This is a genomic window from Paenibacillus sp. R-74696, from assembly GCF_055814915.1.
In genome coordinates, this window is the sequence record NZ_JBPULM010000042.1 from 14,594 (window position 1) to 38,743 (window position 24,150).

Genomic DNA, 24,150 nt, shown 5'->3' on the forward strand with positions numbered 1-24,150 from the left:
TGGCCCTCGCGCCACTGTCACTCTATCCTACTCCTGTATATTGTACACCTTTTATTGTGGCTGAAAACAACCCGCTTGAATATGGCTCGAAGGGGCTATGCCATACCTTGTGAAAAAGTTCACAATTCCGACCTTGTTTTCAGGCATCGAATGTTTTATGATAATACCAACAACACATTGTGAATCATTTCACATTAAACATTATGGTTGTGAAAACATTCACATATACTCGAGGAGGCCCCTACTATGAAGGTTACCGTTATTGGATGTACACATGCAGGAACTGCCGCTATTAATCAAATGATCAAGCTTCACCCTGAGGCGGAAATTACCGTTTTCGAGAAAAATGACAACATTTCCTTCCTGTCGTGCGGCATCGCCCTTCATGTCGGAGGCGTCGTCAAAGATCCAACCAAGCTTTTCTACGCTTCGCCTGAGCAGCTTGCCGTCATGGGCGTTCAAACGCATATGCAGCATGAGGTGCTGAATGTCGATACCAATGCAAAAACCGTAACCGTCCGCAATCTGCTGACGAATGAAACGTTTGAAAACAGCTATGACAAGCTTGTGGTGACTACTGGCTCGTGGCCGATTATTCCGAAGCTTGAGGGCATGGAGCTTGAAAATATTCTTTTATGCAAAAACTACAATCACGCCCAAACGATTATCGAAAAAGCAAAATACGCAAACCGTATTGCCGTCATCGGCGCTGGCTACATCGGCATCGAGCTGGTGGAAGCGTTCGAGCAGCTCGGCAAGCAGGTGACGCTAATCGATAATATGGATCGCATTTTGTACAAATATTTGGATCAGGAATACACCGATGTCATTGAAGCCGATCTCGCCGCACATGGCATTGAGCTTGCGCTTGACCAGACCGTTACCGGCTTTAAGGGCACAAATGGAGAAGTGAAGCAGATTTTGACGACCAAAGGCGAATACGAGGCTGATCTTGTCATTATGTGCATCGGCTTCCGTCCTAATACGGAGCTGCTGAAAGGCCAAGTCGATATGCTGCCCAATGGCGCAATTATCGTCGACGAATATATGCGCACCAGCCAGCCGGATGTGTTCGCTGCCGGAGACAGCTGCGCCGTTATGTACAACCCAACTGGCCAGCACGCCTACATTCCACTCGCAACGAATGCGGTTCGGATGGGAACGCTCATCGGCAAAAACCTGCTGCAGCCGCGCGTGAAATATTTAGGCACGCAAGGAACGTCGGCGATTAAGCTATTTGACTACAACATTGCATCGACGGGTTTGACTGAAACGGCTGCGCTTGCTGCTGAAATGAATGTGAAAACTGTCACAATCGTTGAAAACTACCGTCCGGAATTTATGCCAACGTTTGAGGAGGTCACGCTGAAATTCGTTTATGAAGCGGACAGCGAGCGTGTCGTCGGTGCACAAATTTTATCGAAAGCCGATCTGACGCAAATGATGAATACGATGTCGGTATGTATCCAAAACCGCATGACGATTGATGAGCTCGGCTTCGTCGACTTCTTCTTCCAGCCGCATTACAATAAGCCGTGGAGCTTGCTTAACCAGGCCGCGCTTCAAGCGATGCTCGCCCCTGGTGAGCAGGTCGAGACGCAAGCTCAGCCAGCACGTAAGGCTGACCCAGCCGCTGCGGGAACACCGACGGCACCCGTCAGCCCGGTGAAATAACAATTCGTACCGATATCTCCCGCTCAACCTTCCATTTACCTGCATGATGCAGCAAGGGATGTCCCCGAGCCTAACGGTCGGGGACATCCCTTTTCACCTTCACCATTACATTAATTACGTTAATTGAACAAGCTGCACCCTGCTCCTATACGGGAAAAAACTTAACCATAAAATTTTCACGTTGACTTGAAGTTACCTCACAAATATAAAATGTATTTGAATCATAATAATCTATTCTCGAACCATTTTTGACGTCATTATATTTCGTAACATCGTTTCCATTATTAATATCAATAGCCATGCTGAATTTAATATCATTATTAATTTTACCATTTACGCTCACTTCAACCTCCATATATTTACATGAGCCAAACCATTTCGTCGAAAAATTACCACTTGTGCGACTTCTTTCATCGTTTAAAACGGTATTACTGGATACAACAACAGCGATTGGTCTGCTCATGATTCACACTCCTAAATTTAATGGACTATCCTCATAAAAATTCATTTTGAATGATTTACTAGACATAAGGTTTAAATGTAATCATAAAATTCTTATTCACTGGACATCTAACCTCACAAATGTATAACGAGTTGCTTCCTATATATCCCACTTGATCGTTATTCTTCACATTTTTAGCTCTAACGGGATCACTGCCACTTTTATCTTCAGCAATACTGAAAGTTATCGTATTATCAATTTGACCATCAACCGTTACTTCAACCAACATAACATGGGCTCCTCCAAACCAATCCGTAGAGAAGTTTCCACTTGAACGACTACCTTGCCCTGCTAAAGCATGCGGCTCTGATACAATAATCCCAATAGGCCTTTCCATAGACGATCCCTCCTGGTAATAAGCTTCAAACTATTAAATGGAATTAATACCACAAATACCATATTGATACTGAATGGTATATATGCCCAGCCTATGATGAAGGTATCCAAAAATAGAACAGGAAGTCCTTTTTTGGACATCTTTTTATCAAGAACATACAACCCGCTCATCCTTTGAGCAGCAAGAGAAAAAGCACCCCTTCGCTCTCATAGAGAGCGGACAAGGGATGCTTCGATTAGGATTGATAATACGTTCTGAAGTAAGCGCCTGAGTCGGTTTTAAGGTGAGGCGGATAATAGTTGCTTTTAAGATAGGTGCCGAAGGTCCAAAAACGTCTGACGCTATCCTTGGTAAAATAGGTGGACGTAGCCATCGGGACGGTAGTCAGCCCGTTTTTATCCATCGTTTCCGGAGCAAGACGGCTGAACTTGAAAAATCCGTTCCCATTCCCATTGCCGATGGCGCTGTAGAAGCCCATGAGATCCATTTTTTCCGCATGCGTCTGGATCGTCATTTCAGTGAAGGCCATATAAACACTATTATCAAGCTTGCGCCAAGATGCTATGGAATCAGCAAAATAGTTTGCATAAACACCCTTCGCCTCCCCCTTGCCCGTGACGGGAACATCGACGAAAATCATCCGGTGCAGCTTGACCGTAGCGACCTTCTTGGCCTTAATCGGGCTGTCGACCACGTCAGCGAAAGAGGTAAACGGCATCCGGCTCTGCTCTACATTAATATAGGCATCCTCGTGGGACAGCAGCAATTTCAAATCTTTAGGGCTAAGCTGGCCAGGCTCCTCCACTCCAAGTCTAGGAGAATATCCGCTTGCATAGGCATCGGCGACAGCTTCCTCGAGGCTCATCTCAAGCTCCTCCAACTTGACGAATTTATAACGTTGGCTATAGCCATTTACATAAACATGGTAATCCAGTCCGATGCCAGGAATGCTGAGATAAGGCTCTAATGTACGGGCATCGATATGCTGATCCAAGTTAATTCCAACCTTGGCAACAGCTTCTAGCCTATAGCTTCCGTCATCGTTGTAAGGAGATTCCCGCGAATATTTATATTTCGTAATGCTGGTCAGATTAGTGCCGGTTAATCCCACTTCGCGCAGCTCATTCAAAGCCTGATAGCTGTCAGCTTTGGTGCCCTCCACTCGCTTATAGCGGAGCAGAACGGCCGCCAGTTCAGCTTTCGAAATGGGATCTGCTGGCCGAAACGTGCCGTCCTGCATCCCTGTAATAATGCCGGTACCTCGAATAACGGCAATGTACGAAATTTGCTTGTCCGCAATGCCGCCTTTATAAGTCTCAGGAGTAGGCAGCAGCGTGCTCGCAGTATCCGCCAGCGATTGCTTGAAGCTTTCATCGGACGCCGCAAGTCCGCTGGCCATCCACTTCATCATTTCAAAGCGGGTCACTGCCTTGTCAGGCTGGAAGCCTTTGGGGTAGTCATTTTTCGCAATCATTCCAAGTGCAACGAGCTTGCGCACATCACTGCGGCTGCTATGCTTGTCCAGATCAGGAAATACCGAAGCGACATCCGCCATGTCGGGCTTTGGCAATTGGGTCACCCGGCTCAGCATGCTGGCCGCCTCAGCTCGTGTAAGGGCGTTATCCGTCTTAACGGCTGAGCTTGCGGCAAACTCTTGAATAACCGCTCTCGCCGACACCACTTGCTCCCTAGGCAAATAAACCAATGACATAAGGACAATAATCAAGCCTGTTATACCGATACGATAATAAAATTTAAAAATGATGATTCAACCCTCTCAACTTTAGTTCTTTATACCCTTCACATTCATTTCACTCACCCAATTCTACCACTATATAGGTGTTTTTTATAGTTTAAAAGTAGGACGACATGCAACTTAAAAATCAGCTATCAGCCTTTTATTTATGTTAAGTTATATAACATAAATATGCCGCAAACTAAAAGTGAGCTAGCGAAAAAGACTAGCATTTATACGCAAAAGCGCTAAATTCAGTTGAAATTCTGAAAAACCTTTAAAAAATCGTCATTTCACTCCACTCAAAAATAACTATTGACTTATAAAGTGCTTTTAATTTACTATTCATGTTATAAAACATAACAATAACTTTCGTTGACTGATCCACCTTAGAAAGGAGATGTTCCCAGTGGGGGTAGCAAATGAACTTGATATTTATATAGCAATCAAAGATGCCATTATTCAGCAAAAGCTCCGCCCCAGCATGCAGCTCGTCGAGGAGGTTATTGCCGAATCGTTTGGCGTCAGCCGCACGCCCGTACGCAATGTACTGCGTAAGCTGGCCGGAGAGAAGCTGGTGACGGTTATTCCATACAAGGGAACATTCGTTGCATGCCCTACCGTCGAAGAAGCCAAGGAAGTTTTCGAAATGCGCAGAGTCATTGAAGCTTCCGGGGTGAAAAAGGTAAGTGGAACGCTGACTAAAGAACAGCTCAGACAGCTGAGCGAGCTGCTGGATGAGGAGCACGCGGCTCACCACAACGGAGACCCTTTGCTCGCCGTTCGGCTCTCGGGCAACTTTCATCTAAAAATCGCCGAGTTCACGGGCAACAATTATTATTTCCGCTATTTAGAGGAGCTTATATCACTCACTTACGTCATCATCGCTCTATATGGCATGAGTAAGCACATGCACTGCAGCGATCATCGACGATTAGTGCTCTTGATTGAGCAAGGCGAGGCGGAGCAGGCGGAACGGTTGATGATCGAGCATTTAAAGGAAATCGAGGATACGCTTCAGTTTGAAGAAAAAGGAACGGCTCCTCAATCCTTAAGCGAGGTTTTCCGCGTGGCAAACGGTCATTACGCCAGCGTGAAAGGCTGAATCAGAAGCCCGTCATTTTTTTGATTAGGATTGTATCCAATCTTGGATTAGATGTTGTGTGGGATAGGCTCATAAATCGTGTACAACGCAGGACATGAATGGGAGAAAGCGAGGGATAGCTATGAAGTTGATGGTGCGTAATGCGGGAAAGCGCTTTGGGGACCGGACGATTTTGAAAAATGTCGATTTGACGGTGGATGCTCATGAGTTTGTATGCATACTCGGACATAGCGGCTGCGGCAAATCTACGCTGCTTAACATGATCGCTGGCTATTTGCTGCCTGATGAAGGGGAGCTGCTTGTAGATGGCGAGCTCATTCGTGGACCTTCCAAAGCCCGCGGGATGGTGTTTCAAGATCATGCCCTGTTCCCTTGGTATACGGTACTTGAAAATATCAGCTTCGGACCAGAGGTCCAAGGAGCAGGAAAAACAGAAGCGAAGGAAATCGGCAGACAGTTTTTAAGCCTAGTAGGCTTGGAAAAATATGCAGACCAATACCCTGCCGAATTGTCAGGCGGCATGAAGCAGCGGGTGGGCATTGCCCGGGCGCTCGCAAGCTCACCGGATATTTTGCTAATGGATGAGCCTTTCGGCGCTTTGGATATTTTAACCCGCGATATGATGCGCAGAGAGCTTCGCCGCATATGTGAGAAGCTAAAGCCGACGACTTTGTTCGTGACTCATAGCATAAGCGAAGCGATCTATCTAGCTGACCGTGTCGTAGTCATGAAGAACGGTGTCATTGCTGATGAATTCAAGGTCGATATTCCGCATCCCCGCACCTTCGATATGCCCGGCTTCGGCGAGGCTATGCAGCGAATCGAGCACGTATTGATGGAGAATGAATTGGAGGAGGCCATACAATGAGCGAAACATCGGGTTCTTTCACAGCCGAGGGGGCGCAAGTGGGCAAGCTTGGAGCGCATAAAATCGCACGCAAGGCGAAGTCCAAAGCAGGCTCCAGCTTTATGAAAACATCGAATTTCATTCCATACCTGACCTTTTTCATCCTATGGGAAGTTTTTTCTCAAATGAATATGAAGCTGGCCTTGTTCAATCCGCTTTTTCTTCCACCTCCTTCACTCGTTATTGTTGATGCTTGGGCACTTGCGCAAACCGGGCTTCTCTTTGACAGCTTGCTATCCAGCACCTTGCGTATTGCAGCCGGTTTTGTAATCGGATGTGTGCTGGCGGTTTTCATGGGTGTATTAATGAGTAAATTTCGCCAGGTGGAGCGCTGGATGTCTCCCCTACTTAATCTAGTAGGCCCAATCCCAGCGCTCGCCCTGCTCCCTCTTATTATTATCTGGTTCGGCATCGGTGAATTTCCGAAGGTACTGCTCATTGCTTGGACAACATTCCTTCCAGTATTGGTGTATACGGTAGACGGATTCAAGACCGTTCCTTCTACCCTTATTCGCTCGGCAATGAGCCTCGGCGCTTCGGAGCGGCAAATTTTCAGAAGAGTACTGCTTCCCTCTGCCATTCCGAGTTTCATTGTGGGAGCCAGAGTCAGCCTTGGCTTATCCTTCTCCGCGCTAATCGTCTCCGAGATGATGGGAGCCAAATCCGGACTCGGCTATATTATCGTAGACGCACGGAATTATTTTAAAATTTCCAATATGTTCGTCGCCATTATTTGTATTGGCTTGATTTATAGCATTTTCTCAGCGCTGCTTAAGCTGATGGAGAACAAAGTTCTTAGCTGGCGTAAAGGAGGGATGAACGAGGCGGTTGAGAAATAGCGTGTGCAAATAGGGGAGCTTGATCCGCTTAAGGCAGCTGGAAGCCCCGTGTATTTAGAAAGTAGAGACAAAAAACATTGGGTATAGGGAGAGATTACGATGGCTAATCAAAAAAAATGGGTTCAACAATTAATGGTCGTTTCCGCTTTGGCATTCGTTTTAACGGCATGCGGTGCGAAGGAAGAAGCTACGAGCGCAAGCAGCGGGAACGCAAGCTCTGCTCCAACTGCCGCAGCAGCAGAAACGAGCTCGCCTGAGGCTGCTGCCGATGACACTCCCGAGACGACAACCGTTACACTCGTCGGCGTGCGCGACGCCCAAATTTCCTCCCAGCAAATCATTGCCGATAAGCTTGGCTACTTCAAGGAAGCAGGCCTCGATGTAACAAGCCAGCTCATTGAAAGCGGCCCGGATATTGCTCCATTGGTTGCAGGGGGCAGCGCTCCCGTCAGCATTCAGACGAACTTTATGGATATTATTTTGAAATCCTCCAATATTCCCGTGAAAATAGTAGCCCCGCTAGCTCAAATTGCCGGAACACAGGCAGTCGTTGGCTCCAGCAAGCTCGAATTGAAAAGTGCAAAGGATCTGGAAGGTAAGACGATCGGCATTCCAAGCGGAGCAGATGTCAAGTTCGCCATTGATAATATGGGTAAGGAGCTCGGCGTCGACGTAAGCAAGATTAATTATGTTAACCTCGCGCCAAGTGACGCCGTTGTTGCGCTGCAGAACGGGTCTATCGATGCCATGGCAGCTTGGGAGCCATTCATAACGAAGGCGATTCAAGGCGGCGGCAAGTTTCTGTTCAGCGGTACGAAAAGCGAGCTCCCCGATAAAACTGGCGATGTGAACTGGATGAGTGTACACACAACGGTGCAAGTCACTGACGAGTATTTGAAGGAAAATCCAAACACGATCAAAGCGATGCTTGGCGCTCTAGAGAAAGCAACGGCTTACATTAATGATAACCGGGAAGAAGCGATTAAAATATTGGCGCCAGAGCTGCACTTAACCGAGGACGAGCTCAGAGAAATTATGAACCGCAATGTGTATGCCATGGAAGTTAATGATACTTACATTAACGGAAGCAACGGCCAGGCTGTAGGCGAATATTTGAAAAGTGTAGGAAACATTAAGAGCATACCTGAATTCGCCTCTTACCATGATCTAAGCTTGCTCAAAGCGCTTGATCCTGCGCTAGTTACAGAGTAAGAAAGTAGTAATAAAAATAAGATGCGTACAACAGGAAGGCTGAGCCCTTGTGGTTCTGCCTTCTATGTTTATATTCTCATAATAGGACAGAGGTGAGCTTATGAAGGAACCATTGGATTTAATCATCCGGGATGGCTCAGTTGTCCTGAGCAATGACGTACGCCAAATGGATATTGGGATCAGCAATGGGCAAATTGTACAGCTTGCCGAGCGACTGACGACTCCCGCTAAAAAAACGATTTCAGCAGCCGGCATGATTGTAATGCCCGGAATGATAGACGCCCATGTGCATTTGAACGAGCCGGGGCTCGGGGCTTGGGAAGGCTTCGCCAGCGGCTCCGCAGCTCTTGCGGCAGGCGGCTGCACCACTTATATAGATATGCCGCTAAATGGCATTCCTCCGACCGTTACCGCTCACGCATTGGAGCAAAAGCTGGCTGCTGCGCAGGGAAAATCTGTTGTGGATTATGCGTTATGGGGTGGGCTTGTGCCGGGGCATCTCGATGACTTGCGAGCGTTGGACGAAGCCGGAGTTATCGGCTTCAAGGCCTTTATGTCTTCTCCCGGCGATCCGTCAGAGGACGCCTTCCGCGAGGTAGATGATGCGACGCTGCTGGCAGGGATGAAGATTATCGCAGAGCTTGGACATGTACTAGCGCTTCATGCAGAGAGCGAGCCTATCGTAGCTACCTTGACGAAAGAAAAGCTGGCCAAGGGCGCCTTATCTGCGGCAGATTATACGGCTTCGCGTCCGGTGCGCGCTGAGCTTGAGGCGGTTAATCGGGCTCTGCTGTTCGCGGAGCAGACGGGATGCGCTCTGCATTTTGTCCATATAAGCAGTGCGGCTGCCGTCCAGACGATAGCTGATGCCAAGCAGCGCGGGGTCAATGTGACCTTGGAAACTTGTCCGCATTATTTGGTGCTTACGGACCGTGATTTGGAGCTAATTGGTCCGGCGGCCAAATGCGCCCCTCCACTACGGAGCCCCGCTGAGCAGGAAAAGCTATGGGCCATGCTTGCTGCTGGACACATCGATATGATCGCTTCCGACCACTCTCCCTGCCCGAGAGAATTGAAGCAATCGGACAATTATTTTACGGCATGGGGAGGCATAGCAGGAGCGCAAAATTCACTGGAGCTGATGATTGACGAAGGCTATACCAAGAGGGGTATTCCACTACCCGTGCTAAGTCGCATGCTTTCGTTCGCGCCAGCTAAGAGATTCGGTCTCAGCGACACGAAGGGAGAAATACGGCTCGGAGCGGATGCGGACCTGGTTATGGTTCAGCTTGATGCTCCGTATACCCTTGAAGAGCAGCATCTTTATCACCGTCATAAACATAGTCCTTATATCGGAAGGAAAATTGGCTGCCGTGTTTTGGCTACCTGGAGCAGAGGGAGCATGGTGTATGAGGCTAAAAGCGGCATAGCCGAGCCGGTTGCAGGGCAATGGCTCAGCAGCGCTCCTGCTCGTGCGAAGCAACAGGTGTGATTTTCAGATGTTCTTGGTCATTAAAAAATGAAACAGCCCATCAGTTATCCCGCAAAATCACTGATGGGCTATTTTCTGTTATATGCTGTAAACTTAGCAATCTGTTCGCTTACAAAAAATTAGTTTTAACAACTAATCTTGTTGTATTGCCATTTTTCACTTCTCGTCATCTTCCTCATGTCCTTTACCAGCGGCAGCCTCATTTATACTTAGTTTTATATCCTTAATAATTGCTTCAAGCCTGCTGCTGTAGCTGCTATCTAACTCTATGGCTTTTGTATAGTCCTTTAAGGCCTCTTCATGTTTTCCTAAATTATTACACACGTTCCCTCGGTTATAATAAGTAGAAGCATCTGCTGGATCTAACTCTATGACTTTCGTATAATCCCTCAAGGCCTCTTCGTGTTTTCCTAAATTATTAAACACATACCCGCGGTTAAAATAAGCCTTAACATACTTCGGGTCTATCTCTATGGCTTTTGTATAATCTCTTAAGGCCTCCTCATGCTTTCCTAAATTATCATTTACATCCCCACGGTTATAAAAAGCCTTAGCATACTCTGGGTTTATCTCTATGGCTTTTGTATAATCCCTTAAGGCCTCCTCATGCTTTCCTAAATTATTATTTACATTCCCTCGGTTATAATAAGCAGTAGCATATTCTGGGTTCAACTCTATGGCTTTCACATAATCTCTCAAGGCATCTTCATGCTTTCCTAAATTATTATATACAGTCCCACGGTTATTATAAGCAGTAGCATTTTTGGGGTTTAACTCTATGGCTTTCGTATAATCCCTCAAGGCATCTTCATGCTTTCCTAAATCACCATATACATTCCCTCGGTTATTATAAGCAGTAGCATCTTCTGAGCTCAACTCTATGGCTTTCGTATAATCCCTCAAGGACTCCTCATGCTTTCCTAAATTATCATATACATTCCCACGGTTACTATAAGCCTTAGCATGTTCTGGGTTTATCTCTATTGCTTTCGTATAATCCCTCAAGGCCTCCTCATGCTTTTCTAAATTTTCATACACAACCCCACGGTTATTATAAGCAGATGCATCTGCTGGGTCTAACTCTATTGCTTTCGTAAAATCCCTCAAGGCCTCCTCATGCTGTCCTAAATTTTCATATACATCCCCACGGTTATTATAAGCAGATGCATCTGCTGGATCTAACTCTATGGCTTTCGTATAATCCCTCAAGGACTCCTCATGCTGTCCTAAATTTTCATATATAACCCCACGGTTATAATAAGCAGAAGCATCTGCTGGGTCTAACTCTATGGCTTTCGTATAATCTCTCAGGGCCTCTTCATGCTTTCCTAAATTATTATGTACAGTCCCACGGTTATTATAAGCCATAGCATAATCTGCTTTTATCTCTATAGCCTTTGAATAATCTCTCAAGGCCTCTTCATGCTTTCCTAAATTATTATATGCAGTCCCACGGTTATTATAAGCCATAGCATAATCTGCTTTTATCTCTATAGCCTTTGAATAATCTCTCAAGGCCTCTTCATGCTTTCCTAAAATATTATATACAGTCCCACGATTATTATATGCAGAAGCATCTGCTGGGTCTAACTCTATGGCTTTCGTATAATCCCTCAAGGACTCCTCATGTTTCCCTAAATTATTATACACATACCCACGGTTATAATATGCATAAGCATCTACTGGGTCTAGTTCTATGGCTTTCGTATAATCCCTCAAGGACTCCTCATGCTTCCCTAAATTATCATATACATCCCCACGGTTATAATAAGCAGAAGCATATTCTGAGTTCAACTCTATGGCTTTCGTATAACCTCTCAAGGCCTCTTCATACATTCCTAAATTATTATATACAGTCCCACGGTGATTATAAGCCTTAGCATAATCTGGTTTTATCTCTATAGCCTTTGAATAATCTTTTAATGCTTCGTCTAATCTACCAAGTTTTCTAGATGCATTACCACGCTGAGTAAATGATCTAGATAAAACTACAGGGTCTTTTTCCACCTTAATAATAGATGAGAGTTCTTGAATTTGATCTTCTATTGAATTGAATTGACTGATTTGTTCAAACCTAATGTCCCATTCCTTCTGCTGTTCTACCTTCTTGTTAAGACTTTCATTCTCGCCTTCCATTTCTTTGATTTTCTGATTTTTCCTAGATAAACTAAATAAAACAAGTGCTAAGCTGGCGATTGTTAAAGCGTTACTTATTGATGCAGAACTTATATCAAGGATAGGAATGCGATTTAAATTGTCTAAAATATAGTTCAATACTTGCTTTACAACTTTAAACTGTAATACTTGCGGAATTGTAATTGTAAAAAGGATTCCTAGAAACAGCATGAACCCACTTTTTCCAGTCGTCATATCATATAAAGTAAAAAACAATCCAGAGAAAGCAAATGACACTAAAAACGATACATTATTGAAAGCACCAGCAAAAGCAAATGGAACCAGCACAAAAAAGGAAAGTGCTACATAATGAATGAAAGCGGTAGCGGAATTCTCATCTTTCTCTAATAATATTATTGATTTCATTAAAAATATTTTCTCCTTCATTCCAGCAAGAAAACTCATCTGCATGCTTCCTTTCAGAATATGTAAAAATATCAACAATTTCAATTTTAGCATAATTCATGCTATTTTTTTAGCCTGAAATTGAGACAACAAAAAGCGGACTCCTATCGAAGTCCGCTCTTTATGTTACTTTTATATAAAGTCATGTCTATGAACAAATTACTCACTCAGTGAATAATTTCTACTCCATTATTTCTGCCCCGTAATACTCAACGATTGTCTAATTCCTGAGGCGTCATGCCTTCATACTAACGGACAAGGCGGCTGAAATATTCAGGAACTCGTAGCTGAACAAAGAGCTGATTCCTTGTAAGGGTTGCTCGGTATCCAGCATCTTGCTGATTTTAGCAGCACTACAGCGTTTGAATCCCCTGCGTGCCATCCGTTATATTTTCAACCAGCTGCACAATTAAGTTCAGCATTTCCGCGTCGGTACGCAGCCGTTGATAGACACCGCCCTGCTCATAGGCGCGCAGCGTCCAGCCTGCACAAGCAAACAGCTCGTCTGATGCCGATTCAAGGACCGCCACATGCGGCAGCCAAATGGAATTCGGCGCTGGATGTGGTTCTTCCATCTCCGCACCGAACGCCTCGTTATTATCCGTTAAGTTTAATAGCTCCCCATGCGCCTGTGCCTGAGTCTCCCAATCGAAATGAATCGCGATATGCAGCTCATCCTCATGTTCTTTCTCCTCGTGCCCCTGCGTTAAGCTGTAGGCAACGCCCGGTGGAATCATAATGACCGAGCCTTCCTTATATGCCGCTTGCTTGCCTTCAGAAGAAACGATACCGCTCCCCTTCAGCACAAAAATAAACGCATGCTCGTAAATCGTTGTTGGCGCTGCCGCCATCGCGCTGACGCACAGGTGGGCGAAGCGGAGCAACGGTCTAGCCGTTCGGTGCTGCAGCAGCTCTATGAAAGGAAGCAACCGCCTCTCCTCCTCTTGCTTCTAAGTTTGGTCTAAGCTTGAATGTTCACGACGAAGGGGACGATAAACGTCTTCCCGCCGCGCTGAAATTGCCCCCATATTTTATATAAGCCCGGCTCTGGGAACTCGGTGGCAAAAACAGCTTCCGGACCAGCTGATGCCTCATCCAGTGGATGCACATGCAAATATTTTTCCAAATCGCTGCTAATAATGACGACATGGCCAACAGCGCCCAGATAAGGCTCTAAATCTTTAACAGGCATACCTGACGCTGCATCCTCAAAGGTGTACGTGAGCTTAGCTTCCTCGCCCGCTTTCGTCATCGACAGCGCAAGCCTCACCTTCTGGCCGTCAATCGTCTGCACAAGCTCATCGTCTGCCTTCAGCTCGACTTTAGCAGCAGCTTTTCCCGACGCTTGAACCTCTGTACTTATCGTCTGCTGCGACGCGCCTGTTGGTATGAAATCAGCAAACAGCTTGTAGGAACCTGCCGCCGGGAACGTTTCCTTTACTGTAAACTTGCCGCCGCCTTCATAACTCGGGTGTATATGCGAAAAATAGCTGAGGTCGCTGCTTACCGCAATCAAATGCATGAGCTTTTCATGATTCAGGTCAAACTTCTCGATGGGCGCATCCGCAGCATCGGTGACCTTAAGCTCAATAACGGTTTCAGATCCGGCTGCCGGCTGCCCACTTTGGAAGCTCCACTTTACCTGGGCGTTTGCCTGCTCATGCTCCATACCGTCCATGTCGCCATGCCCGCCATGACCGTTATCGCTCTCTGCCTTCTCGTCCCCTGCTGTATGCCCACTATGCGTGTCACCTGAATTCGAAGCCTCCGGCGCAGCTGCCGGGCTCGTCTGCTGATGCCCCTCATGTTCGCTTGCGCTTGCATCGCTTGTGTTAGCAGATTTTTCTACGCATCCTGCCAGCATGCCCGCAAGAGCGATCATCGTCATATAGAGCGCTGCTTTTCTTTTCGCCATCTTCCTTTTCCCAGCTCCCTGCCCCTATTTTTAAAAACACAAAAAGCCGCTCCTTCTCCAAAGCCCAAACCATCTTGCTATGTTCGCTTCGGAAAAAGAGGGCTGTGCAAGCTTAGCTTATGCCCTTGTTATACGACGTCAAATCCGGTATTTTCAATCGCTTCTTTAATGGAAGCCAGCGATACTTTCGCTGTATCAAACTCCACAGCAACTTGTCCAGCTGCTAAATCGACTTTGCCGCTTGCTCCCGCTTCATTTACAGCCTTCTCTACCGTGCTCACGCAGTGCCCGCAGGACATGCCTTCTACTTTAAGTGTTACGTTTTCCATCTTTATTGCCTCCTTGAGTGATGTTTTATTATTTCAATAATTTCTTAACGGTAATCAACAGCTCATCGATAACTTCATGCTCACCTGCCTGAATACGATCCACAATGCAGCTCTTCATATGGCCTTCCAGCAGCAGCTTGCCTACCCCGTTTAATGCCGATTGCGCAGCCGCTATCTGAGTAAGCACATCATCGCAATACGTATCCTTCTCAATCATCGCCTTCACGCCGCGGATCTGGCCTTCCACCTTGTTCAGACGCCTGATCAAATTCGCTTTCATTTCATCGGAATGATGGCTCAAGCGCTCCATGGACTGGCCATCGCCTGCACCGCCTGAGTCCATATGCTGATGCAAACAAGCCGATTTCGTTTCTTTGTCCATTCAAATACCTCCAGGGGGTATATCATAAGCTTATTTTTATATTAACATACCCCCATAGGGTATGTAAAGCCGTATATAAAGGATCAAAAAAAGCAGCAGTTCCAGACGAGAAATACGCGTCCAGAACTGCTGACTTTGGGAGAAATAAGATCATATAAGATTGTACATTTATGTGTTAGTGAGTTAGTGAATTTCTTTCTTGCTAAAGTTGCCACCGCTAACATCAGATACATGCTCAATGGCAACGAAAGCGCGGGGATCGATGTCATGGACGATCGATTTAAGCTTCGCCACTTCCAGACGGTTGACTACGCAGTAGATCATTTGTGTTTCTTCTCTAGAATAGCCGCCTCGTGCTTGAATATACGTAGTGCTTCTGCCCAAGCGGCTCATAACCGCTTCAGATATTTCCTCGTATTCGGCGGAAATAATGGTGACGGATTTGGACTCGTCGAGACCCTCTACTACAATATCCATTACTTTCGTCGCTATATAATACGTGAACATCGAATACATTGCGGAATCCCATTGGAAGACGAAGCCCGCCAAAATAAAAATGAACACGTTGACGATCATAATAAACTGTCCTACCGGCATGGAAAATTTCTTCGAGGCTAAAATCGCCAAAATTTCCGTGCCATCCAGCGATCCGCCAAAACGGATAACGAGACCGATACCGCCACCTAGAATAATACCGCCGAACAATACAGCAAGCAGCTTATCCTCTGTAAAAGCGTCCACGTGATGCAGCAGCTGCGTCGTTACGGACATGACCACGATACCGTATAAGGTAGATATTGCAAACGTCTTGCCAATTTGCTTGAAACCGATGAACAGGAACGGCAGGTTTAAGAGGAAAATAAAAATACCCAGAGGCTTATCTGTCAGGTGAGAGACCATAATCGAAATACCGGTAATTCCTCCGTCGATGACGCTATTGGGGACGAGGAACAGCTCCAGCGCGACGCCCATGAGGACGGCTCCGATTGTAATAAACATCGCTCTTTTCAAAATTTCAAGCTTCGAGAGTTTCTTGTGTGCTTTTGCCATGCTTTGCCTCCGACTATTTTCTTTTAAGACTAGCATAGAAATGGATATTTTTCAAAACAACGGCTGGAAATCTTGCAAGTAAAATTTTTATTCGCTATAATTAGACCGATCAGTCGGTCTAGCAGGAGGTAAAGCAAATGGTCAAAGGACGATCAGATGGTGAAGAAACCAAACGCCGCATCGCCCGTGCAGCCAAGCAATTGTTTCTGCATAAGGGCTATGGAGCCGTATCCATGAATGAAGTATGCGACACCGCTAAAGTCAGCAAAGGAAGTCTCTATCACCATTTTCCGAGCAAGGAGCAGCTTTTCCTTGAGGTGGTTGAGGAGGATAGTGAGCAGTGGCGTTTGGCATGGGATCGTAAACGAGAGAAGCTGGCTACTGTTGAGGAACAGCTTTATGCACTTGCAGAGCATTACGCCCATGACTTTCAAAACCCGCTCATGAAAGCCATGGAAGAATTTTCGCGCAGCCAGGTGATCACTCAGGATGTATTAGATCGTCTGCTGCTTATTATGAACAATGCTTCGCAGGCATGCCGCGACCTTATTCGTGAAGGACAGGCGAGCGGGATATTTGTCTCCGGTGATGAAGAGGAGCTTGTGCTTATCGTCAGCAGCATGATGGAAGGCCTCGGAAAAGTCTACTTTACGATAGACTCTGAGCAGCAGCCCGAACGGATATCGAAATTATTCCGTCAAGCAGCTAGTCTGCTATTAAACGGAATACGCGCTAAGTAAGGAAATACTGGCGCATTTTTTTGGATTTTAATTAGACCGGTTGGTCGGTCTGCAAAGGGAGATGAACATGTTGCTCTATCAAAACCGAACTTTTCGCATTATTCTTTTTTCGGATGTTATTCAGCAGCTCGCGATTTGGATCCGTAATATGGCCCTTCTCTTTTTTGTCATGGAAAAGACGAACGGAGATAAGGTAGCCGTATCCTTGCTGTCTATTTTGGAATATGCCCCAATTCTAATCTTCTCGATTATTGGAGGCGTGCTTGCCGATCGCTGGAATCCGAAGCGCACAATGATTGCCAGCGATCTTCTCAGTGCTGTGTCGATCGGCGTCATTTTGCTCATGCTCGCTGGTGGCTGGTGGGGCGCGCTTTATGCGTCGGTATTCGTGTCGGCCATACTCAGCCAATTTTCGCAGCCTTCGTCGGCAAAGGTGTTCAAGCGGCATATTTCGGAAGATCAGATTCCTGCGGCTATTGGTCTTTCGCAAAGCATGTCGTCACTGTTCCTCATACTCGGTCCTATTATTGGAACGGCGATTTATCAGTGGGCTGGACTCACAATGTCTCTTCTGGCACTGCCTGTCTTGTTTCTCGCTTCTGCAGCCGCGCTGGCTATGCTGCCTAAAGAAACTCGTACCGAGGAGCAGGAGAAGTCAACATTAAAAAATGATTTGTCCTCCGGCTATCGTTTTATCGTCGCAGAAAAAGGACTGCTGCGGTTATTTCTAACCTTCGCCTTCATCGGCCTGGCGGCTGGGCTCGTTCAGCCCCTTGAAATTTTCATCGTCACGGAGCGGCTTGGCCTTAATAAAGAGAATGTGCAATGGTTCGCAGCTGCTGACGGAATTGGTTTGCTGCTGGGCTCTCTAATAGCCGGTCTGTTCCCCAAGCTGCTTAAGGCCAAATACTTGCTGCCGCTTGCCCTAGCCTTCCTCGGCATTACCTTTTTAGTAGAAGGCTCCTCCATTTGGCCGCTTGTGACCGGGGCATTTCGTTTTGGCAACGGCCTATTGCTGGCAATCTTGAATACGGCAGTGGCCAGCTTCGTCATTACCCGAATTCCAGATACAATGATCGGCAAAGTGAATGGACTAATGACACCGCTATTTACAGGATCCATTTTGCTAGGAACGGCGGCCTCTGGACTGCTGGCTTCATCCCTCGGCTTGTTTGTCGTTTATGCGCTGTCTGCTGTCCTTTGCTTTATTTCAATCGCTCCGTCACTGAAGGTCGGTTTGCAGAAGGAAGCGGCCTAGCTCATTCCCCCTTACAGCGTAGGGTCGCGCTTATCTTTTTCAAAGGACGCTTAACCCGTTCATGAAACGGGCTAAGCGTGCACTTTGCGTATGATTATGCTCGTCAGCCTTCCAGCCACTCGCTCGCCTCCAGCTCCTTCATCGCCCATTCGCAAAAAGCTAAGGACGTCCGCGTATCCATCTTTCGTTTGCTAAGAAGCAAATATCGCCCAAGCAGCCGCGCGTTTTTCTTGCGCGCATTCTCTCCGCTTACCCGCTTCTCCTCCAGAGCACGCATAAGCCCGTCGTAACGTACCAGCTCGCTCCTGCAAAACGCTTCGCGCGTAACCAGGAGCGCCTTCGCCTTTTCCGGCTCTGACAACCATATGCCATACAGCTTAAAATGCAGCTCATCCCGCAGCACGGGATTTTCCGCAGGCAGCTCTACCCATCTTCCCAGCTCAACCAGCCCTTTATCGGTAATGGAATATTCCTTTTTGTCCGGCTTATCCTGCTGCTCGATTCGCTCAAAAGCGATATAACCGTTCTGCTCCAGCGCAGCCAGCAGCGGGTAAATTTGGCTGTGGCCCGCCTGCCACAGCGGCTTTATTTTTTGTGCCAAATCATAGCCTGTCAGCGGACTTGCACTTAGCAAAGCAAGCAATCCGTAGGATAAAGTATTTAATCGCATCGTATAACGGCCTCCCAATATGTCATTATTGACATATAAAATGCATAGGTGTAACATGAATAACACAGATTATTATATGTAAAAGTAGACATATAAGCAATGACAGGAGGACATTTGTTTTGGAGGAGCCGACGAGTACGATACGATTTTGGCCGATTATGATTGCGATTTTCTTCGGAACGTTCCTTTCCGTGCTAAGCACAACGACGATTAATATTGCGCTTCCGCTGCTGATGGAGCATTTTCATTCGGAGCTTTCCACCATGCAGTGGATGGTGACGGGCTTTATGCTGGCAACCGGCGTTATTTCACCACTCGTCGGGTATTTAGGAGGACGATTCAGCTATAAACGATTATATTTATACGCGCTGGTCGGCTTTACGCTGTTTTCGTTTTTGTGCGCGGCCGCATGGGATACGACGTCGCTGATCGTATTTCGAATGCTGCAAGGGGCATGCAGCGGACTGATCATGTCCTGTACGATGACGATTATTTTTCAGGTCGTGCCGAAGGAACGCCGAGCGTTTGCAGTGAGCCTATGGTCGCTGTCGGCGATGGTCGCGCCTGCGATTGGGCCGACTTTCAGCGGCTGGCTGCTGCAGCAGGCAAGCTGGCATTGGCTGTTTTTGTTCAATGTGCCGATCGGGCTGATTGCGATTATTTTGACCCAAAAGCTGATTCCTTATTATCGGATGAACATCCCGAAGTCGCTCGATATTCCAGGCGTCATGACCGTTATTCTCGGCAGTCTGGCGCTGCTCGTCGCCTTCAGTGAAGGCAACAGCTGGGGCTGGAGCTCATGGAAAACGCTGCTGCTTATGGCTGTAGGCGTCGCCTTGCTGGTGCTATTTGTTTGGCGGGAGCTGACAGCTAAGGAGCCGCTTCTGAATTTACGCGTATTTCGCATCCGCCGCTTTACGGTCATGCTGTGTATCTATGGCATGGTGACGGTCGCGCTGTATACAGGGACGTATTTGACGCCGCTGTTTTTGCAGCAGGTGCAGCTCCAAAGTCCGCTGGCAACAGGGCTGATTTTGCTGCCCTCCTCCGTCATATTGGCACTTCTAAGTCCGCTAGCCGGAAAGCTCTATCCAAAGCTTGGAGCGGTGAAAATGATCAGCATCGGCATCGTTTTTATTTTCGCAGGGCTGTTTATGCTGAGCTGGCTGCATGTGAATACGGCATACAGCTTCGTGCTATGGGGAATGATCATTCGCAATATCGGTCTTGGCTTTGCTTCCGTTCCAAGCAGCACCGCCTCCATGGAAGAAATTCCGCCCGAGTGGTCCGGTCATGCCGCTTCCATTAGCAACTGGCTTCGCAATGTGCTCAGCTCGTTCGCTATTGCTGTGTTTACAGGGCTCATCTCCAGCCGTTCCGCCGTTCACAGCAGCGAGCTTATTCAGTCTGGAGCTACCGACACAAATGCGATCCGCCTAATGTCGTTTACAATGAGCATTAATGATGTGTTTGTGGTTGGAGCTATTACGGTGCTGATTGGCTTCCCTCTTCTGCTGCTGCTTAAACAGCGGAAGGGTCGGGCAGCGGTTTTGCAGACAAGCGGATAATGAGAGTGTATTGCACCCCTACAACAAAACACCAATGAAATAGGCGATTATGCCTTCTTCATTGGTGTTTTTCGATTCAAAGCTTATTTTATGGAGTATTTCATTCCATTAAAGATGCTATTGTGCTGGATTGCTCTAAAGAAGCAGTTGCTTTACAGCTCAAGCAGCTCACGTTTTTGAGCATCAGGATCAGCAATAACCTGAGTAGCATGGTTGAAAATGAACGTCGAACGCTCCTGCTTGCTATATGCAGGCCACGCAACATTTTCAGCCTCAGGCGTGCCCTGTTTGGCAAAAGCAATCCACGCATCCTGCATGCGCCAAGCGAGCTTCCTCATGGATTCATCAGGCGTCACGCCCATGCTCTGCATATGCTCCAGCGTGTTGAATACAAAGAAAATTTCAATGCCATGAATTGATTTATGGAGCAGCGGATGCTCCGGCAGCACCCAGTCAAAGCGATACATCCATACCGGCGCATGCTCGCTTTGAGCGGTAGCGAATTGCACAGATGAACGCCAGAAGAAGGCTTCGGTCATCATTTGGGCCTGCCCGTCGGTCGTTGGCGGATAAGCTGCAGCGGCGGCGGCGACGTTTTTGATATCCGGCGCCATAAAGGTTAACGCTTCAGACATATCGATGTTATCATCAAAAGGCATATCGGGCCTGATGAACAAATGCCCTTCATCTAAATTCGTCCCGATTAGCAGAGGGATGTCTGCTGCAGCCCCTTTATGAATCGCCTCAAGCGGCGACTGCGGGAGCGTTGCCTCGTCGAGCACCGGTTGAAACAGCAGCGCCAGCCGGTTCCCCGCCTGCTCCTTCAGCTTTTCCCCCGCTGCAAAAATCTGCTCCGCTGGCACAGTTCTAAGCTTGTCCAGCTCGGACGGACTGATGCCGAGCAGCTGAAGCAGGCCCGCCCGGATACCATCTGCTTGCTGCTGAGGAATGATTTGCGAGGCTCCGCTTTGCATAATGGCACGGCTGTACAAGCCCTTTGCCTTCGTCATACCCAGCAGCGCTGCAATACTCATGCTGCCTGCCGATTCTCCAAAAATAGTGACAGCAGCGGGATCTCCGCCGAACGCCGCAATATTATTTTTCACCCATTCCAGTGCAGCTATTTGATCGAGAAGCCCTGCATTGGACACGAAGGAGCCGCCAAGCGGCGCGAGATGCAGAAACCCAAACGGCCCCAGCCGATAGTTGATCGTCACGACGATCATATTTCCCCGCTTGGCCAGCTCCGATCCATCATAGAGAGGCCAGCTTCCCGCTCCTGTCAAAAAAGAGCCGCCATGAATCCATACCATAACCGGAAGCGGCGCGTCTGCGGCGTCTCCAGCAACGACTGATTCCGGAGCCCATACATTCAAATAGAGGCAGTCTTCGGATTCGAGGCGCGTACCTGCGGCAAGCTCCGCTGCTGCCCCATTTTGCCGAGGCTGTATATTTTCAGGGCCAAAATGGAAAGCTTCTTTGACACCCTCCCACCGCTCTGGCGGAGCTGGCGCTGCAAACCGCAGCTCATCTACTGGCGGCTTGGCATAGGGAATCCCCTTCCAAACGGAAATTCCGTTAAACTGTTGACCTCTAATCGCGCCATCCTTCGTATTTACCTCGATCGTAGTCATGCTTCACTCTCCCTCATTGCCCATTATTAAACGTTAAAATAGTGAGAACTAACGAAATGACTGATTTGTTCTTTTGGTCACTTTCTTCCTATTTATGATAGCAAATGAGCGTTAGCTTATCAATTTTATCCCTCTTCTAATTCCATCCATAAACCATTTAATGAGGAACTGTTTTTGCTAAAGGAAATGTACTTGGATTGAGCATTCTTATTAACGGGAAAAACGATCCATTCCTCTGCTGATTCTCCCGCTTCCAACTTTAAATTGCTTGGAAAATATATCGGCTCCTTAAAGGTGTTTGAGTCAAAATCAAAATATTTAAAATGATCCGCCGATATTTCAACCTGATCATTTAATGCTTTTGTCGCAAGAATACTGAGCTTGATTTTCACGAAGATGTATTCGAATTTATCTGATTTCGGTAACTCCACCTTGAATTTTGTTCGCACAGATTCATCATAATTAATCTCCTTGACTACAATGGAGCCAATAAATTGATCGTTAATGGAAAAGGTACCCTCTTTCCCCATCTTCAATGGATTCTTGAGTGTAACTCCGTTATAAATGTTTAAATTACTACTCGCAATATGAATTTTATTTAGGTCAGGCATATAATTAATGGTTACGCCGAGCTTCTTCAATACGGATTTCATAGGTATATAAGTGACTCCATCTATCAACTTGGCTTCACCTTCAATTTGTTCTCCATTTACAAAGATTTTCATTTTCGTCGCAGCTACAGCCGTCAAAGATAGGCTAATCAATAATGAAATGGCAAGTCCTAGTGATGACATAAAAATAAGCTTTTTCAAAAAAATCCTCCTTAATATTGCCGATCTAGTTAATTATATTAGTTTTTACTACCCCATAAATCTTACCATATCGTTCAATTTAAAACGGAATAATTGTACAAGCGAATAATAATTTATTTGAAAAAGAAAAAAGCCGCCTCCGCCATTTCACTGACGGATGGACAGCCCTGTTATTATTGCAGATTAATTGATGGCTTCCTCTAAAATTACGCCGCTTTCTGACCTGCCTTCTGATCCTTGCGCTCGAGCGCCATGCTCCAGCCTGTCAGCAGTACCGCTCCCACCACCATCAACGCGCCAATCCAGGTCGTATGAATAAGCCCAATAGTAGCAGCGATAATGCCGCCGAGATAAGCTCCAATGGCAATGCCTGCATTAAAGGCAGCAATATTGATCGCCGATGCCACATCAACTGCACGCGGAACGAATCGTTCTGCCAGCATCACCACGTACACCTGCAGTCCCGGCACGTTCATAAAATGCAGCAGCCCCATCGCAATTATCGTTATTAAGCCGATGATTTTGAAAGGCGCTGTAAAGGTCAGGATAACGAGCACAACAGCCTGTACCATAAACATATAGAACAAAGCAACAATCGGGTTACGGTTGGCCAGCTTTCCGCCAATCATATTACCGAGCGCAATCGCAATGCCGTATACGAGCAAAATGACCGTGACCGTTCCCGATTTAAATCCGGTTATTTGTTGCAAGAGCGGGGATAAATAAGTGAATACGACAAATGTGCCACCGTAGCCCAAGGCGGTGATGGCGAATAGCAGCAGCAGCCGGCCATTTTTGACCAATTGCAATTGATCTTTAAAGGAAGAACGAGCTCCTTTGCGCAAATCGCCCGGAATGAGCAGCATGTTCGCGATAAACGCAAGAACGCCGACAATGACAATAGCGACAAAAGCCGTTCGCCAGCCCCATAGCTGCCCGATAAATGTACCGAGCGGCACCCCAGTCACCGTCGCAACGGTCAATCCGCTGAACATAATCGAAATCGCACTGGCGCGGCGGTTCGCCGAAACAAGGTCAGCCGCAATCGTCGAGCCAATCGACATAAATAGGCCATGCGAAAAAGCGGATATGACGCGCGCGATCAACAGCACCTCAATGCTAGTAGATGCGGCTGCTAAGCTATTGCCGATAATGAAAATAAGCATAATCCACATGAGCAGCGTTTTGCGCGACAAGCTGGATGTTAGGGATGTAAGAATCGGCGCACCGACCGTTACGCCTAGTGCATATAGGGAAACGGTCAGCCCCGCTGTCGGCAGCGATACATGCAAGTCCTCTGAAATCAGAGGCAGCAGCCCGACGCTTATAAATTCTGTCGTACCAATGGCAAATGCGCTAACGGCGAGAGCCAACAGTGCCAATGTGCTTCTTTTTTGATTAATAGTCAT

General features: G+C 47.0%; 22 protein-coding genes. 9 read left to right on the forward strand and 13 right to left on the reverse strand.

What is annotated here, in order from left to right; all coding sequences use genetic code 11:
* The first annotated feature begins 246 nt into the window (after nt 1–246).
* Nucleotides 247–1,674, forward strand: a complete 1,428-nt coding sequence (locus tag ACSR9A_RS19755) for an FAD-dependent oxidoreductase (RefSeq protein WP_473759058.1) — start codon at nt 247–249, stop codon at nt 1,672–1,674.
* 145 nt (nt 1,675–1,819) lie between these two features.
* Here ACSR9A_RS19755 and ACSR9A_RS19760 read toward each other — a convergent pair whose 3' ends face one another.
* The 3 genes from ACSR9A_RS19760 to ACSR9A_RS19770 all read right to left on the reverse strand — a co-directional run bounded on the left by ACSR9A_RS19760 (nt 1,820) and on the right by ACSR9A_RS19770 (nt 4,191).
* Entirely contained in the window at nt 1,820–2,137 is a 318-nt protein-coding gene (locus ACSR9A_RS19760; protein WP_473759060.1) for a hypothetical protein, read from the reverse strand.
* A gap of 58 nt (nt 2,138–2,195) precedes the next feature.
* Nucleotides 2,196–2,513, reverse strand: coding sequence for a hypothetical protein (locus ACSR9A_RS19765; RefSeq protein ID WP_341279492.1), 318 nt, complete (start codon nt 2,511–2,513; stop codon nt 2,196–2,198).
* 235 nt (nt 2,514–2,748) lie between these two features.
* Complete coding sequence (locus tag ACSR9A_RS19770; RefSeq protein ID WP_473759061.1) at nt 2,749–4,191, reverse strand: S-layer homology domain-containing protein; 1,443 nt, start codon at nt 4,189–4,191, stop codon at nt 2,749–2,751.
* A gap of 466 nt (nt 4,192–4,657) precedes the next feature.
* On the opposite strand from ACSR9A_RS19770, the gene ACSR9A_RS19775 reads away from it, so the two are divergent.
* The 5 genes from ACSR9A_RS19775 to ACSR9A_RS19795 all read left to right on the forward strand — a co-directional run bounded on the left by ACSR9A_RS19775 (nt 4,658) and on the right by ACSR9A_RS19795 (nt 9,803).
* Entirely contained in the window at nt 4,658–5,353 is a 696-nt protein-coding gene (locus ACSR9A_RS19775; RefSeq protein WP_473759062.1) for a GntR family transcriptional regulator, read from the forward strand.
* A 121-nt stretch (nt 5,354–5,474) separates the two neighbouring features.
* Entirely contained in the window at nt 5,475–6,221 is a 747-nt protein-coding gene (locus ACSR9A_RS19780; RefSeq protein ID WP_473759063.1) for an ABC transporter ATP-binding protein, read from the forward strand.
* A complete protein-coding gene (locus ACSR9A_RS19785) occupies nt 6,218–7,099 on the forward strand; it encodes an ABC transporter permease (protein ID WP_473759064.1) in 882 nt (293 codons plus the stop codon). Before ACSR9A_RS19780 ends, ACSR9A_RS19785 begins: the two co-directional genes overlap by 4 nt.
* 99 nt (nt 7,100–7,198) lie before the next feature.
* The gene (locus tag ACSR9A_RS19790) at nt 7,199–8,311 is read left to right on the forward strand and encodes an ABC transporter substrate-binding protein (protein ID WP_473759066.1); all 1,113 of its coding nucleotides are present in this window, start codon (nt 7,199–7,201) and stop codon (nt 8,309–8,311) included.
* Nucleotides 8,312–8,411: 100 nt separating this feature from the next.
* Nucleotides 8,412–9,803 carry an allantoinase gene (locus ACSR9A_RS19795; protein ID WP_473759067.1) on the forward strand — a complete coding sequence of 464 codons (1,392 nt, stop codon included), beginning with the start codon at nt 8,412–8,414 and terminating at the stop codon, nt 9,801–9,803.
* Nucleotides 9,804–9,959: 156 nt separating this feature from the next.
* Here the strand turns inward: ACSR9A_RS19795 and ACSR9A_RS19800 are convergent, their stop codons facing one another.
* From ACSR9A_RS19800 to ACSR9A_RS19825, 6 genes are all read right to left on the reverse strand, one after another.
* Complete coding sequence (locus ACSR9A_RS19800) at nt 9,960–12,383, reverse strand: tetratricopeptide repeat protein (RefSeq protein WP_473759068.1); 2,424 nt, start codon at nt 12,381–12,383, stop codon at nt 9,960–9,962.
* Nucleotides 12,384–12,736: 353 nt separating this feature from the next.
* Complete coding sequence (locus ACSR9A_RS19805; RefSeq protein WP_473759069.1) at nt 12,737–13,312, reverse strand: cupin domain-containing protein; 576 nt, start codon at nt 13,310–13,312, stop codon at nt 12,737–12,739.
* A 32-nt stretch (nt 13,313–13,344) separates the two neighbouring features.
* Nucleotides 13,345–14,298 (reverse strand): hypothetical protein, encoded by a 954-nt coding sequence (locus ACSR9A_RS19810; protein WP_473759070.1) that lies wholly within the window; start codon nt 14,296–14,298, stop codon nt 13,345–13,347.
* A gap of 128 nt (nt 14,299–14,426) precedes the next feature.
* Nucleotides 14,427–14,627 (reverse strand): copper ion binding protein, encoded by a 201-nt coding sequence (locus ACSR9A_RS19815; protein WP_341279501.1) that lies wholly within the window; start codon nt 14,625–14,627, stop codon nt 14,427–14,429.
* Nucleotides 14,628–14,655: 28 nt separating this feature from the next.
* The gene (locus tag ACSR9A_RS19820; protein WP_338556994.1) at nt 14,656–14,970 is read right to left on the reverse strand and encodes a metal-sensitive transcriptional regulator; all 315 of its coding nucleotides are present in this window, start codon (nt 14,968–14,970) and stop codon (nt 14,656–14,658) included.
* Nucleotides 14,971–15,192: 222 nt separating this feature from the next.
* A complete protein-coding gene (locus tag ACSR9A_RS19825; RefSeq protein ID WP_473759072.1) occupies nt 15,193–16,059 on the reverse strand; it encodes a YitT family protein in 867 nt (288 codons plus the stop codon).
* A 137-nt stretch (nt 16,060–16,196) separates the two neighbouring features.
* Between ACSR9A_RS19825 and ACSR9A_RS19830 the strand changes: the two genes are divergently transcribed.
* Both ACSR9A_RS19830 and ACSR9A_RS19835 read left to right on the forward strand, forming a co-directional pair.
* Nucleotides 16,197–16,799, forward strand: a complete 603-nt coding sequence (locus tag ACSR9A_RS19830; protein ID WP_473759073.1) for a TetR/AcrR family transcriptional regulator — start codon at nt 16,197–16,199, stop codon at nt 16,797–16,799.
* A gap of 67 nt (nt 16,800–16,866) precedes the next feature.
* Nucleotides 16,867–18,057 carry an MFS transporter gene (locus ACSR9A_RS19835; RefSeq protein WP_473759075.1) on the forward strand — a complete coding sequence of 397 codons (1,191 nt, stop codon included), beginning with the start codon at nt 16,867–16,869 and terminating at the stop codon, nt 18,055–18,057.
* Between the two features lie 103 nt (nt 18,058–18,160).
* Here the strand turns inward: ACSR9A_RS19835 and ACSR9A_RS19840 are convergent, their stop codons facing one another.
* Nucleotides 18,161–18,727, reverse strand: coding sequence for a PadR family transcriptional regulator (locus ACSR9A_RS19840; RefSeq protein ID WP_473759077.1), 567 nt, complete (start codon nt 18,725–18,727; stop codon nt 18,161–18,163).
* A gap of 119 nt (nt 18,728–18,846) precedes the next feature.
* Between ACSR9A_RS19840 and ACSR9A_RS19845 the strand changes: the two genes are divergently transcribed.
* A complete protein-coding gene (locus tag ACSR9A_RS19845) occupies nt 18,847–20,295 on the forward strand; it encodes a DHA2 family efflux MFS transporter permease subunit (RefSeq protein ID WP_473759079.1) in 1,449 nt (482 codons plus the stop codon).
* A 152-nt stretch (nt 20,296–20,447) separates the two neighbouring features.
* On the opposite strand, the gene ACSR9A_RS19850 is transcribed toward ACSR9A_RS19845, so the two are convergent.
* The 3 genes from ACSR9A_RS19850 to ACSR9A_RS19860 form a co-directional block, all read right to left on the reverse strand.
* Complete coding sequence (locus ACSR9A_RS19850; protein WP_473759080.1) at nt 20,448–21,929, reverse strand: carboxylesterase/lipase family protein; 1,482 nt, start codon at nt 21,927–21,929, stop codon at nt 20,448–20,450.
* A gap of 125 nt (nt 21,930–22,054) precedes the next feature.
* Complete coding sequence (locus ACSR9A_RS19855) at nt 22,055–22,741, reverse strand: hypothetical protein (protein WP_473759082.1); 687 nt, start codon at nt 22,739–22,741, stop codon at nt 22,055–22,057.
* A 206-nt stretch (nt 22,742–22,947) separates the two neighbouring features.
* Complete coding sequence (locus ACSR9A_RS19860) at nt 22,948–24,150, reverse strand: MFS transporter (protein ID WP_473759084.1); 1,203 nt, start codon at nt 24,148–24,150, stop codon at nt 22,948–22,950.